This window comes from Sulfurospirillum sp. 1612 (assembly GCF_036556685.1).
In the GTDB taxonomy this organism is placed as follows: domain Bacteria; phylum Campylobacterota; class Campylobacteria; order Campylobacterales; family Sulfurospirillaceae; genus JAADIZ01.
In genome coordinates this window covers 1630788-1644473 of sequence record NZ_CP140614.1, presented here as the reverse complement: position 1 = coordinate 1644473, position 13686 = coordinate 1630788, and the positions used below count along the sequence as shown (strand labels likewise).

Below are 13686 nucleotides of genomic sequence, written 5' to 3'. Positions count from 1 at the left end.
TCTAATCCTAGTTATTATGTTTGTCGCGTGCGAACTGATACACTTTCATATAAGAAAGTGCTGCTTTTTCCCAGTCAAATCGTAACGCCATAGCGCGTTGTTGCATTTGGAAAAATTCTGATTTTTCATTGTGATACACCTCTAGTGTCCATTTGATGGTATGATACAGTGCCCAAGCACTGGGTTCATAAAATTTAAAACCATTACTATTTGGATTGTCATTTTCATAGTTTATAATCGTATCATCCAGTCCCCCGGTGGCACGGACAATGGGGAGTGTGCCATAGCGCAGTGAATAGATTTGATTTAAGCCACAGGGCTCAAACAAAGAAGGCATCAAGAACATATCACTGCCTGCCTCTATTTTGTGGGCTAAGGTATTGCTATATCCAATATGTACGCCCAATTTGTCTCTGTGTTTTGCTGCGACTTCACCAAAGAAAAATTCTGCCCATTTTTCTCCGGTACCCAAGATGACAATTTGTAAGTCTAAATCCAAAAGTCCTCTGATTGCCTCAGCAATCATGGAGAGTCCTTTTTGTTCTGCAAATCTTCCAACAAAACCAATCAGCGGGATATTGTCATCGACTTTAAGTCCAAAATACTCTTGTAAATCCCGTTTGCATAGGGCTTTACCTCTCATATCATCGCTATCATAATAGGCGGCGATATGGTCATCACAACTGGGGTTCCACTCATGATAATCCACCCCATTTAAAATACCAAATAACTTTCCACGATGAGCGCGAATATGCTCCTCTAAGCCAAATCCAAATTCGGGTGTTTGAATTTCTTGGGCATATTTTTCAGAAACAGTGGTGAGGGCATCAGTTGTGGCAATTCCTCCTCTTAGAAAATTGACATTCTCATATTTTTGAAATTCCATAGGATTGAAATGTTCCCAACCCACCTCCATGACATCCATCGCACCTTTGAAAAATTCTCCTTGATGCTGGAGATTGTGTATGGTCAGTACGGAGGCCGTGTTGGCAAAATCTTCGTAAAAGCGTGTTTGACACAAGATGGGAAGAATTGCCGTATGCCAATCATTGGCGTGTACAATATCGGGTTGAAAGGAGAGTTTTTTGCTGAGTTGTAAGGCGGCTTTTGATAAAAAGATAAATCGATTGTCATTGTCCTCATAAGCTTCGCCCTCTTCATCATATAAAGCACTTCTACCAAAATAAGCCTCATAATCGATGAAATAAATCGGTACATCGCTCCCGGGTATAAAACTGGTAAAAACTTCGCACCAAAGCTCACCAATGGGTCCCATAGGAACGCCTAGCGCACCGGGTAATGCTTGCAGTTGGCTTTTGTCGATTTTGTAATATCGTGGCATGACGACAATGATTTCAGTCCCAAGTTTTTTAAGAGCTTTTGGCAGGGCACCTGAGACATCTGCAAGTCCTCCGGTTTTGGCAAAGGGGACAACTTCTGCGGCGACAAATAAGACTTTTAATTTATCTTTAGACATAAGATTCCTTTAATAGCGTAGCCCCCGTTAATGGGGCGTGTTTCAAATTGCTCTTGACAATCATAACATTTTTTACTGAATGCTTCAATGCAGTGGTGTGAATATTGGTTTTGATAAAATCGACTAAAAAACCATTGGCCTCGATAATCCCACCTCCTAGGACTAAAATCTCAGGATTAAAAAGCGTAATCACACAACCGGCTGCGTGTAAGAGCGCATTTTCAAATTGTGTGACAATCTTTTGGGCGTGGGGTTCTTGTGATGTTTTTAATGAGTCAAGCGTTTGGTTGGGTTTTAGATTGTAATAGCGTGCCCATTTGTGAAGACCTGAACCAGACGCAAAGAGTTCCAAGCAATTATCCCTGCCGCAACCACATGCAAATGGTGCTGGTGAAAATGGGATGTGCCCGATTTCAGTGGCAAAATTATCATGACCTTTTATGAGTTTTCCTGCTTCGATGACACCAAGTCCGATACCCGTACCCACATAAAGCGCACAAAGATGTGCACTTTTGTGTGCTTTTGCCTCGGCAATTGCGGCACATTTCAGGTCATTTTCGATATAGAGTGTGATGGGAAAATGGCGCTCAAAGTGGGTTTTGATATCGGGGATATCCACAGTCATATTAGGCGCGGCTGTGATGGTGCCATCGTTCACTTGTCCCGCAAATGAGATACAAACGGTACGAATTTTAGGATTTTTTTCTAAAAGAGAGGTCAACCAACTTCCTAGTGGCATCTCACTGCTTTTGGCCTCAAAAGATGCTACCTCTTTTTCTTTCTCTAAAAGTAGGGCTCTTAGATGGGTTCCCCCCGCATCAATGGCGAGTATCATGATAGTACCGCTTGATAGAGTTTTTGATACTCCCGTGCGCTGTGCTCAAAGGAGAAATCACAGTGAAGATTGAAGCGTTGTATCTCTTGCTTCTTTTTTGTGTTGTGATAGAGTATTAAGGCCCGATTGATGGCTCTTTTTAAAGCATTGCCTGTGGCTTGTTTGAACCGTATGCCCTGACCGCATTGGCGGCTGTTTTCATGCACACTATCATGCAATCCTCCGGTATCTCTAACGATGGGAATCACGCCATAGCGATACGAAATCATCTGTGCGAGTCCGCAAGGTTCAAAATGTGAAGGCATCAAGAAAAAATCCGCCGCAGCATAGATTTGATGGGAGAGGTTTTCATCAAATCCCAAGCGCAACGCCATATTAGGATGCGTATCGGCGGCCTGTTGCAGTGCTGTTTGATAAGGACTGGCTCCATCGACCAATAGCAAGAGATTTAGCTCTTGTGCCAAGAGTGCATCAAGACTTTGAAGCAGAATATCAAAACCTTTTTGTTCGGTGAGTCGGCTTATCATGATAAAAAGAGGGCGTTTGATATCTTTGAGTTTGGTCTCTTTGAGCATGTAGCTTTTATTTTTATTTTTATTTTTTAGCGTCTTTTCATCAAAATTTGCAATAAGTGCAGGATCACTTTTGGCATTAAAAAGCGTAGTATCTAAGCCATTGATGATGCCAGTTAGCTTCTTTTTGTGTTGGTTTAAAAATCCATCCAATCCACAGCCAAATTCAGGGCTCAAGATTTCTTTGGCATAATGTGGGCTCACTGTCGTGATGGCATTGGCGTATTTGATGCCTGCTTTCATGAAGTTGCATTGGCCGTAAAATTCGAGATCCTCCATCGTAAAGTGGGTTTCACTAATTCCTAATCTTTTCAAAGATTCTTTTTCAAAAATCCCTTGATAAGCGAGATTGTGAATGGTGAAAATACTCTTTGCTTGCGGATAGATTTCCTTTAGCCACAACGCCGCAAGCGCGCTGTGCCAATCATTGAGATGTAAAATATCGATGTGTAATTCTTGGGCCAAATACACCAAGGCTTTACTAAAAATTCCAAAGCGCAGATCGTTGTTGGCATAGGCTTCATGATCGCCATATAAGTGTTGAGTATCACTCAAAAGCGGTGCTTGGATGAAATAGGTGCGCATGCCATCTTGCTCACTGTGATAGATTACAATCTCATAAGAAATACCTCCTAGCTGTAGTGAAAAGTTGTAAGGCGTTGGTGTGAGTCTCTCTTTTGAGATGAAACCATAAAGTGGCATCACGCGTGCGATTGTCAGCGATGTGCTGAGTGCTTTTGGTAGCGCTGCTGCGACATCGGCGAGTCCGCCGCTTTTGGCAAAAGGTACGATTTCGCTTGAGGCAAATAAAACCTTCATGTGTTACTCTTTTGCATTTAAAAGGTTGGCGCACTCTTCAGGGGCGACTGGGTTGATCATCATCTCTGATGAGAGTTCAAATCCACCGAACCGATAGTTTCGAGGGATAATACTCAGGCTAAATCGAAAATTCTTTTGTAGATAAGGCATATAGATTTCATTTTCAAAATTGCTATTAAGCGGAGAGAGTTTGAAATAAAGATTATAATCAAAATCTCCCAATTGGGAGTTGAGTTTGGCAAATGTTTCTTTTAAAAGAGCGGAGAGGTCTTTGGTGTCATCAGAATCACAAGCATCGAGATTGGCGAGATTTTTGGTCGGTGCAATCATGACTTCAAAAGGAAAACTACTAGCAAATGGGCAAAATGCGATAAAATTCCCTCGCTCACCAATCACTCTGTTGTCTTTAGAAAATTTTTCATTTTCGACGATATCTTGGAGTTTTCCTCTGCCATGCAAACGATAATATTCCATATTGTGCTTTAAAAAAGCCAATTCGGTTTTGGGCATAATCGGCAAGGCTAAGATTTGTGTATGGGGGTGTTCTTGTGTGGCGCCACCGTTGATGCCATGGTTTTTAAAGACACTCAAATAAACGAGTCGGGTATCTTTTTTCAAATCCGTAATCCGACGTATGATACTTTTGAGCCAATTTTCTATCTCATTGACATTTAAATTGGAACAATCGTGAGTATGAGAAGGAGAGTCAATCAAGACTTCGTGCGCACCGACTCCGGGAATACTCTCAAATAATCCCTGGCGTCTGGATCTGTCTTCAAGTTCGATTTGAACAGCCTTGAAGAGATTGGGAACAACACGCGTGAGCCAATGAGGGGCATTGGCTTCATTGCTTCGCATCGCAAAGATTTCAGGAGGGGTCATCGTCTCGTTGCCTTCACAAAAAGGACAGGCGGCTTCACTGATTTTTGGTTGTTCTTGATGCTTATAAAAATCAGGACGATGCAATCGCTCTGGAGCAATCAAGGTATATCTGTTTTTAAGTAAATCCAATCGTATTTCAGACATCTTTAACTCCTAAACTCAAGGTGACATGCTCATCATCATGACATGGAAGTGTGAGGATAAACGAGATTTGCTGTGCGACCAAATCAAATCCATTCTCACTTTGTGAGACGGTATTTAAGATAAATGCAGTGCAATCAAAGGGTTGGTTCATGCTCAAGGTGAGCGTTTTGTTGGTAAAGGAATCGAAAATAATGAGCTGTTCTAAGTGGTGCAAAACAAGGCCATCTAGAATCGCTTCACCATTAAAGCGTACCTCTTTGGGGTGGGCAAAATGCAGATTGAATTCGACACCATAATACAGCACGCCTTTATAGTCTGTTTTCACATGGCAATCTAAAGAGACCATGGTGTGAGAAAAAGAGAATTTTTTACTCAACTCTGTTGGGTAGTGTTGCTCTAGATAGATACCCCCTTGGCGAGTAAATGTTTGGTTTTTTGCATCAAGTTCAAACGGTTGATTGGCAAAATCACCGATTTCTCTAAACGTTGCTGCTTTGAATTGCGAGAGTTGGATGGGTTCTAGCAAGAGGTGATCTACAAAAGAGTATTTCAAATGCCAATCAAAAATTAGATTTTCTCGCAGTCTCTCATCAATCTGTTCGGGCGCGTGGTGAATGGTCGCGATGGCATCCTCATGATGGTCTTGGATGGGGGCGGGTGCGGAGGGATTTAAAATCTTATCATGATAGGCTTCTTTTCTTCTTGTGAGCGTATTTTGCCAATTAAAACCCCCATCTAAAGTGCCAAATTCTATCATTTGAGCACCATTTTTGGATGAGAATACCAATGAGAGTTGTTTGCTGAGGACTTTGAGCTCATCATACCCATCCATATCGATATCACTGACTTCATATTGGATGTTTTTGGTTGCAAACTCTTTTTCTAATGCCATTAAATAATGGTAGGCATTGTCTCTGAGATTGGGTAGATACAATCCTCCAAATACCCCATGCCAGAAGACATCATTGGTTTGGAGTTTGTAGAGATTTTCTTTGGCTTTGGTTTTGAGTTGAGCTTGCCTTTGACTCATATAGAGCATTCTTTTGTGTAAGTAATTACTCTCTTCATATTTGACAAAAAAGTTTTTCCAGATACCCCCTTTGATAAAGGCGATGCCTTCATGATCAAAATATTCGGTTCCTACTTGCGTTTTGAGTGCTTCTAAGCCAAGCGTTTGTTCGCTTTTCAAACTCCACTCACCCATCTCAAAATAGGAGGTATTATTGAGATATGCGATACCCCGAGAGCGGTTTTGTCTCAGATAATCGCTAAAATGTTCGGTTTTGATTCGGGTGTCTTCTAATACCGCTTCGATGAATTTTTCAAGCCATTTTTTTTCATAAACCCATTCATGAGTTTTAGGCCAAAGTCCAAATTTTTCACCATCATCGAAGATAATCGCCGCAGAATCATCATGCTTTTTACAATCCAAAATCGCATCAATCGCGCGTTTTGTGTTGAAAAAAGGCAGTGCATAGCGCAAGGCCCCTGAGATTGGGAAGAGGGCGAGTTTTTTGCCACTCTCTTCAGTTTGAAAATACCCATCCATCGAGTTGGCATCAAAACCGCTACTTAAAAAATGATAATCATCAATCAGGGCAAATTCCATCGCTGCTTTATTGAGATCGGGCACGATTGAGGATTCCCAAACGCGCTCAGTCAACCATAAACCGTGAGGTTCTTTCTTGAAATGTTTTTTGATAAAGGTGTTGAGTTTCTCAATCTGCGCGACACGATCATGAGAGGGGATAACGCTGAGTATGGGCTCATAAAATCCCGCACTAATCCACTCAATCGTCCCCTTTTTTGTGAGAGTTTTCATCGCTTGAAAAATATCAGGATGATGGAGTCGGATTTGATCCAAAAGCCAACCACTACAATGAAGTGAAAATTTGAATTCTGGATAGTTGAGCATTGTCTCGAAAAAAGGTCGATAACACTTTTCGATGGCTTCATCGACGGCAAAGCCTAAATTGTCGACGGGTTGATGCAGATGAACTCCAAAAAGTAAGCTGACTTCTTTCATATTTTCCTCTTTCATTATATAAACCAATTTTCAGTGTAGTTATTTGTCAAATCCATATCAAGTTCCCCAAATCCCGGTAGGGTCTGTATGATTTTGTGATCATGACACAATTCAAATCTAAATTTGACCAATTTATCTTCTAATCCCGCTTTGTTAATTCGGATATCAAACCAATTTTTGACAATAAAATCAATCTCTAAATTACCTTGATGTTTTGAAATATTTTGATTTACCTCAGTATCAAAAAGCAAGGCTTCATTGATGCCTAAGGGATCGATGATGATATTGAGCCGATTGTAAGTGGAAAACCCAATTTCCCCGGCCAAAAATGCAAAATAGAGATATGCTTCATCTTCGCCATAAAGGATTTTTTTGATTGGTCCTCTTGCTTTATCCATTGTCGAAAAAAGTTTCTCTTCATCAACGGTGCCACATCCAATCCAATCAAAAAACGAATGATGCATGCCATTGAGATTTGGAGATATATTGGATTTTGGAGGGAGCCAAAAGTGTTTTGAACTTTTGTGTTTGGTGATGGGCTCAAACAAATCTGTCGGTGGCGAGATTTCCATCAAAAGATAGATATGAATCAAGTGCGCTCGAAAAAGATCATCAAACTCACCGCCAAAGTCGGTGTAATGGTCATCGCCATACCACCAAAACCAATCCGAACACTCTGCCAATAAAAACTCATCAGTGATTTTATCAAGCACTTCAGGACTCAGTTTGCTTCGGTGATGTTCAAAATCGCGTTTGGTCAGATAGATAAGATCCCAAGCTCGGGTTTTCTCTTTATGTCCGACCCAGGTATTGAGTTCACCATTGATCCAGCTACCAGGACTTAGCCTCTCTAGGGGTTTTTTGGGTAATTTTAACACATCATCCATATGCAGCGTCTGGCACCAAGCAGTGTGGTTGAGACCATCATAGAGGGCATCAAAAAAATCAAATCCATTATTTTTGTAAAATTCCCAAGCATTTTCACCATCGAGTATCACAAAAACAGTGGCATTTTTATTGTCATTATTAATCGATTTGAGCGCTTCTATAAAGTGATGGCTGGCTTTTTGCGCGTCCCAAAACCTATAAGTAAATCCTACCAAATCGCTGAGTCCATGATCTCGAAAGCCCATGCACATGTCTTGATATAAATAAGGAGAATAGAGATTTTTTCGATCACTATTTTGGAGTGATTTAAACAAAATCGCTTCATCAGTAGCAATCCATCGGATGCCGTTGTCGCGCAAGAGTTGGACGCTTTGCGTATCAACCGCTCCCTCCGCTGGCCAAAAACCACTAGGGGCAAACCCAAAAGTCTCTTCAAACAAGGCTTGCGCTTTTTGTATTTGCAAGAGGGCATCCTCTTTCAAGGAGCTACTTTGTTTAGGGATATTGGTGCTTTTGTTAGCAATAAGGGCATTGTTCATATCAACTAATAATGGCAAAATCGGGTGATTTAGGGGCGTCGTCGAGATACAAATACGCGCTTCTTTGGCGAGTAAGATATAGTATTCAAAGATACTTTTGACAAATTGCGCCAATTCTTTGAGTAGGCGTTGTTTATCATCTTGATTGAAATCTTTCTCTTTGGCAATCAGCTCTTTTACAAGATCATTGTGCTCTCGCAAATAGACGCCACACCATGAGAGGATAAAGAGCACTTGCATATCAAAAAGCTCTTGACTTTCATATTCTGTCTTCTCATAGAGTGTTTTGAAATAGGGCAGGGATGAGACCATGGTGTCATATTGTGCGCTTTTGCATAGCTTGATCATCCACTGCAATTGACTCTCATGTAACGTTTTAGTATCTTGTAGCCAAAGGCTCAAAAAATAATCATGAGACTCAGGCGCATCATAGTAAAGTTTTAACTGTTCTATGAGCGGACAGGTAATATTGAACGTGGCCTTAATATTGGGATGTCTTGCTAGCATCCAGGGCATATCAAAATAATCTTTGATCGCATGCAAAAAAACCCAAGGCATCTTCATGATGCCTGCGTCATCTCTGTAATCGGGTTGGTGCATGTGCCAGATGAAGCTTAAGTTCAACACAGAGGGCTCACTGTTTCGACCATAGGTCTATTTTCTTGCAATATTTTTCGTAAATCTCTTCTCCCTTTGCTTCATTAATCGCTTGGATATAGATATTGAGATGGTCACTGTACTGATCTGGTATCATCAAAATCCAATCGGTTTTACTTTCCCAAATCTTAACGCCGTCGATTGAGGAAGATTTTTTGCCGATGGCATCTTCCAAAAATTTGCGCATCATCTTGCCTTTGAGCGATTGCGAACACTCTATTTTGTGACTGGTATAGTAGAAGTCATCAAGTTTTTTAGAGACTTCTGAGAGTTTGATACCGTGACAGCTGAGCATCTCCATGATTTTCAAGCTCGCATACATCGCATCACGACTCAATCCAAATTCGGTAAAGGTAAAGTTGCCATCCATCGTGGCGACTAAGTCATACTCTTTGAGTTTTTCTGCTTTGAAGTTGGAGTAATTTCCTCGTTCGATTTCTAAATTTTCAAAATAAATCATATCAGTCGACCATGTTGGTAAAAAGACCTTTTTCTTTCGCTCTCCTTCGTTGGTGGTGAGATTAAGCAGATACATCACGGTTAATAAGCCTTTGACCTTATCGAGGACTTCACCTTGATCGGTGATGAGTAAGAGTCGTTGTGCATTAGGATAGATGATAATCCCCATATCATAATTAAGGCTTGTGACAATGCTCGAGATATTGGATTTGGCGCGATTGAGGAGATTATCGATGTTGGAGAGTTTTTTATTATCATAATAAGCATCTAAGACGATATTTTCAACACCAAGATTATTTAAAAGAAGCGGAAAAACTTCGGCAGTGCTGCCATGCATAACATCAACAGCGACCTTAAATCCACCACATTTGATGATACTATGGTCGATTTTCTCTTCGACTGCTACTGCATATGATTGCAGCTCTTTGCCATGAAGGGATTCTTCAATCTCTCCAATTTTTGAATAATCCACACGTCTGAATTTCTCGGTGAAAAATGCCTTTTCCACTCCCTTGATGGAGTTAGAATCAATCCTTAGTGCAGCTTCATCAAAAAGAGTGATTTGTGAACAGGTTGTATCGAGGATGTCACGTCTAAAATGTGCTCCTGCGATGATGGAATCATCTCGTGCTATGGCGTATCTGAGAATCGAAGAGGCGATGCCTTTCATATCAATGACGTTGATTCCGGCTGAGAGCAATCCCCCTAAAAAAGCGCGCTTTATCATTCGTGAACTTTTGTCATTATCCCTACCAACTGCAACTTTGGAGCCGATTGGGAGTTGTGAGGCAAAGGCTTCAGCTAATTTTGTTGCCATGTCGCAAGAGAGCTCGATATTGCTTTTTCCGGAGACACTTCCCCCTTCAAATATGGCGTTTTTATATCTACTTCCTAGTATCAAAGAGTGGCTGACAATGGATGCGGCTTCTACTTTCTTGTCTGGCCAAATCGTGACGTCTCGCTCAAATGATGCCAGCTCTCCAACTTCACAATTTTGTGCTAATATCAATCCCGCTTTGGCGGTGACATTTTTGCCGATGACATTATCCGAGCAGATGACACAACCATCAAATTTTGCATTTTTACCGATGGTGATGTGATTCCATAAAACGCTGTTACGGATGTTTGAGCCACTGCCAATTTTGACATCGTCTCCAATAGTGACATTGCCCAATCGTACATTATTACCAATAGTAACATTTTTACCTAAGACAACATTACCGATGATCTCAATGCTTTTATCAAGTTGATATGGGGTGTCGCTGTAGAGTATGCCATCGGGATACTTTTGGGTTTGTCCCGGAATAGTAAAATGAAAACGATCATAGAGGATGTCTTGATGCACTTCGCGATAACTCTCCGGATTACCCACATCGCGCCAATATCCCTTCAAATTATATCCCATGAGTTCAATATCACTTTTCATGAGACTCGGAAATAAATCCTTGCCAAAATCGTAATTTTCATTTTTTGGAATAAAGTTTAATATTTCAGGTTCGATAATATAAATACCGGTATTGATTGTATCGCTGAAGACTTCGCCCCAGCTTGGTTTTTCCAAAAATTTTTCTATCTTATGATCTTTGTTGGTAATGACGACGCCAAATTGTAGTGGGTTTTCAACGGAAGTGAGGCCAATAGAGAGTTTGGCTTTGTGCTTTTTGTGAAAATCAAAGAGTTTTTGAAAATTAAAATCTGTTACCAAATCACCACTGATAATGATGAAATTTTCATCTCCTATCAATTCTTGTGCGAGTTTGACTGCACCTGCGGTTCCATAGTCATCATTAGGGGTTATATAATTGATTGTGATGCCAAAATCACTGCCGTCTTTAAAATATTCTTTGATAATCTCGGGCTTATAATAAAGTAGAACAATAAAATCTGTGATGCCTAAATCTTTGAGCATCATCATCGTGTGTTCCATCATCGGTCTGTTAACAATAGGAAGCATTGGTTTTGGAATTGAGTGTGTGAGGGGTTGGATTCGGGTGCCAAATCCACCTGCCATTACGACGGCTTTCATAATTTATCTCCTTTTAGTTTGGCAAGATGGTTCCGTCTCTTGGGGTACAAGAGAAGTCTTAAACTATTATATCTTTAAAAGCGAGTTTTTTGAATTAAACGGGGAGTCAATCAACTCACTCGTATCATCACAAATCCAATTTTCACCATTAATCTTGTATCCAAACTGATAGGCATTGTCTGATTTTAAAATCTTTGTCAGATAAAATTCTCCATTTTTCTTACTTTTCATGGGTTCATTCTTCCAATCACTCCAATCTCCGCAAAGGGCTACTGTTTCAGCTTCTAGAGGTAATATTGTAAATGTTACCCAAGATTTGTTACCTTTTTTCGTGACCTTAACCATCATATTCTCCTTGGATTTTTGTTATGGTTATTATACCGAAGATTTATAAATAAACGGTTGCAAAAATGTTTATGAAATAATCATATAAGCGAGAAGAGGGTGTGAGTTGGAGACACGAACGTATCTCCGAAGTTATTATAAATTGTGAGCTTTTTTGTATTCTAATATCAAGGCGTAGGCTTCATCTTTAAGCTTCAACTTTTCTCTTTTTAAAGTATCAAGCTCTAATGGTTCTAGATGTTCTCTACCACTATCTACATCTTCAATTTTTTGATCTAATTCGTTGTGTCGTTCAAAAACTTTTGCAAAATGTGCATTTTCAACTTTTAGACTAGAGATGATTTCTCTATATTCTGGTAACATTTTTTCCTCCTTAATTTTGTGATTGATTGTACCGAATCTATGCTTCAAGTTCTATAATCTGCATTGATCTTGACATATTCATAGCTAAGGTCGCAGCCATAGGCTGTAAATGAAGCATCTCCGACATTTAAATTGCATTGTATTTTAAAGGAATCCTTCTTCATAACAGCGCACGCTTTTGCTTCTGTTGCGGCATCAAGTAAGGGTTGTTCTTTTGAATGAATCAGTACATCATCATAATAAATCTCAAGCAACGCTTCATCACACGTAATCTCAGCAGCACCAATCGTCGAAGCGATGCGCCCCCAATTTGGATCTTCTCCAAAGATAGCAGTTTTGACTAATAGTGAATTGCTTAATTTTTTCGCAGCATGCATTGCCTCTTGGGTGGAGGCAGCGCCATTGACTTCAAACGCCACGACTTTGTTGCTTCCTTCACCATCTTTTAAGATCATCATCGCCAAATTTTTAGTGATGAGATCTAAGGCTTGCTTGAAAGAATCATGGTCATAGCATGCGCGGGTTTTGTTGCTAAGTAAAAAGACACTGTCATTGGTCGAAGTATCCCCATCGACGCTGATAGAATTAAACGAGCGCTCAACACTTTCTCTTAAGAGCGTATCCATATCCGATTTTGGTATGTTGGCATCAGTGACAATAAAGCACAGCATCGTGGCCATAGCCGGATTAATCATTCCCGCACCCTTACAGATTCCGGCGATATGATAATATTCTCCATTATCCAATTCGACTTTGAAACACAATTCTTTCTTGAAACTATCCGTTGTCATGATAGCCTTGGCACACGCATCAGAGTTTTTTTCATTGAAATCAAAACGCTTTACGGCTTGGATGATTTTTGGAGTATCCAGACGATATCCAATCACACCAGTTGAGCTCATGATAGGATTCTCTAACGTGAGGTTATCCAGATTTTGAAAGATGGTATCAATATCCTCAATTCCTTCAACTCCTGTCATCGCATTGGCATTTTTGGAATTCATAAGTATGAAATTGGTCTTGAAATCTTTTGGATAGCGTTTGACATGTTTTATTGGGGCAGCTTGAAATTTATTAGAAGTAAACAGTGCACTAACATCGCATGCTTTTTCACTTCGGATAAAAGCGACATCGAGTCCACCATCTTTTTTAAAACCGGCATTTATTCCACTTGAGTAAAACCCATCGACATTGTCAAGTCCGCCCTGAAGCGAAATAATATTGAACATCTGTACACTCTTTTTGATAGATTTGATTAAAACAGGTTTGGAATCAAGCATGAACCCAATTCCAAATATTGTATGTGATTAAGCGTTTTTCTTCATTGTCCTAAGAGTTGAAGCAGCTACTCTGATTTTCATCGTGGTACCATCTTCTAGTGCTACTCTTACGGTTCTAAGATTTGGAAGAAATCTTCTTTTTGTTTTATTGTGAGCATGGCTTACATTGTTTCCAACCATTGGACCTTTGCCCGTTATTGCGCATCTTTTTGCCATAGTTAATCCCTTGAATTTTTTATAAGGCTGATATTATACCAAAAATTTATAAAGGTTTTATGAAATTAACGATAAAATCTTCAAAATTTAAAAAAAGATGAAATTTCTGCACAAAGTGGAAGCTTTAGTGAGAGGAATTTATCTTGGGCCCAGCCCAA

Annotated in this window: 11 protein-coding genes; all 11 read right to left on the bottom strand. The window is 40.1% G+C overall.

The window, feature by feature from the left end:
• Positions 1 to 7 precede the first annotated feature (7 nt).
• A complete protein-coding gene (glgA, locus tag SFB89_RS08180) occupies positions 8 to 1477 on the bottom strand; it encodes a glycogen synthase GlgA (RefSeq protein WP_331774196.1) in 1470 nt (489 codons plus the stop codon).
• Positions 1470 to 2312: an ROK family protein gene (locus SFB89_RS08175; RefSeq protein ID WP_331774195.1), complete on the bottom strand. Its 843-nt coding sequence runs from the start codon at positions 2310 to 2312 to the stop codon at positions 1470 to 1472. The genes glgA and SFB89_RS08175 overlap by 8 nt, the downstream gene beginning before the upstream one ends.
• Positions 2309 to 3703, bottom strand: a complete 1395-nt coding sequence (locus SFB89_RS08170; RefSeq protein WP_331774194.1) for a glycogen synthase — start codon at positions 3701 to 3703, stop codon at positions 2309 to 2311. The genes SFB89_RS08175 and SFB89_RS08170 overlap by 4 nt, the downstream gene beginning before the upstream one ends.
• A gap of 3 nt (positions 3704 to 3706) precedes the next feature.
• Complete coding sequence (locus SFB89_RS08165) at positions 3707 to 4729, bottom strand: galactose-1-phosphate uridylyltransferase (protein WP_331774193.1); 1023 nt, start codon at positions 4727 to 4729, stop codon at positions 3707 to 3709.
• A complete protein-coding gene (locus SFB89_RS08160) occupies positions 4722 to 6755 on the bottom strand; it encodes an alpha-amylase/4-alpha-glucanotransferase domain-containing protein (protein ID WP_331774192.1) in 2034 nt (677 codons plus the stop codon). Before SFB89_RS08160 ends, SFB89_RS08165 begins: the two co-directional genes overlap by 8 nt.
• 14 nt (positions 6756 to 6769) lie before the next feature.
• Complete coding sequence (locus tag SFB89_RS08155; RefSeq protein WP_331774191.1) at positions 6770 to 8809, bottom strand: glycoside hydrolase family 57 protein; 2040 nt, start codon at positions 8807 to 8809, stop codon at positions 6770 to 6772.
• 7 nt (positions 8810 to 8816) lie between these two features.
• Positions 8817 to 11324 (bottom strand): sugar phosphate nucleotidyltransferase, encoded by a 2508-nt coding sequence (locus SFB89_RS08150; RefSeq protein WP_331774190.1) that lies wholly within the window; start codon positions 11322 to 11324, stop codon positions 8817 to 8819.
• A 66-nt stretch (positions 11325 to 11390) separates the two neighbouring features.
• Positions 11391 to 11672 (bottom strand): hypothetical protein, encoded by a 282-nt coding sequence (locus SFB89_RS08145; protein WP_331774189.1) that lies wholly within the window; start codon positions 11670 to 11672, stop codon positions 11391 to 11393.
• A gap of 132 nt (positions 11673 to 11804) precedes the next feature.
• Positions 11805 to 12032 (bottom strand): YdcH family protein, encoded by a 228-nt coding sequence (locus SFB89_RS08140; protein WP_331774188.1) that lies wholly within the window; start codon positions 12030 to 12032, stop codon positions 11805 to 11807.
• 44 nt (positions 12033 to 12076) lie between these two features.
• Entirely contained in the window at positions 12077 to 13261 is a 1185-nt protein-coding gene (argJ, locus tag SFB89_RS08135) for a bifunctional glutamate N-acetyltransferase/amino-acid acetyltransferase ArgJ (protein WP_331774187.1), read from the bottom strand.
• Between the two features lie 78 nt (positions 13262 to 13339).
• A complete protein-coding gene (rpmB, locus tag SFB89_RS08130; RefSeq protein ID WP_331774186.1) occupies positions 13340 to 13528 on the bottom strand; it encodes a 50S ribosomal protein L28 in 189 nt (62 codons plus the stop codon).
• Positions 13529 to 13686: the final 158 nt, after the last annotated feature.

Bases quoted from the DNA above. Each gene is read 5' to 3' on its own strand.
- rpmB (WP_331774186.1), bottom strand. From the start codon at position 13,528: ATGGCAAAAAGATGCGCAATAACGGGCAAAGGTCCAATGGTTGGAAAC.
- SFB89_RS08150 (WP_331774190.1), bottom strand. From the start codon at position 11,324: ATGAAAGCCGTCGTAATGGCAGGTGGATTTGGCACCCGAATCCAACCC.
- SFB89_RS08165 (WP_331774193.1), bottom strand. From the start codon at position 4,729: ATGTCTGAAATACGATTGGATTTACTTAAAAACAGATATACCTTGATT.
- SFB89_RS08170 (WP_331774194.1), bottom strand. From the start codon at position 3,703: ATGAAGGTTTTATTTGCCTCAAGCGAAATCGTACCTTTTGCCAAAAGC.
- SFB89_RS08175 (WP_331774195.1), bottom strand. From the start codon at position 2,312: ATGATACTCGCCATTGATGCGGGGGGAACCCATCTAAGAGCCCTACTT.
- SFB89_RS08160 (WP_331774192.1), bottom strand. From the start codon at position 6,755: ATGAAAGAAGTCAGCTTACTTTTTGGAGTTCATCTGCATCAACCCGTC.
- glgA (WP_331774196.1), bottom strand. From the start codon at position 1,477: ATGTCTAAAGATAAATTAAAAGTCTTATTTGTCGCCGCAGAAGTTGTC.
- SFB89_RS08140 (WP_331774188.1), bottom strand. From the start codon at position 12,032: ATGTTACCAGAATATAGAGAAATCATCTCTAGTCTAAAAGTTGAAAAT.
- SFB89_RS08145 (WP_331774189.1), bottom strand. From the start codon at position 11,672: ATGATGGTTAAGGTCACGAAAAAAGGTAACAAATCTTGGGTAACATTT.
- argJ (WP_331774187.1), bottom strand. From the start codon at position 13,261: ATGTTCAATATTATTTCGCTTCAGGGCGGACTTGACAATGTCGATGGG.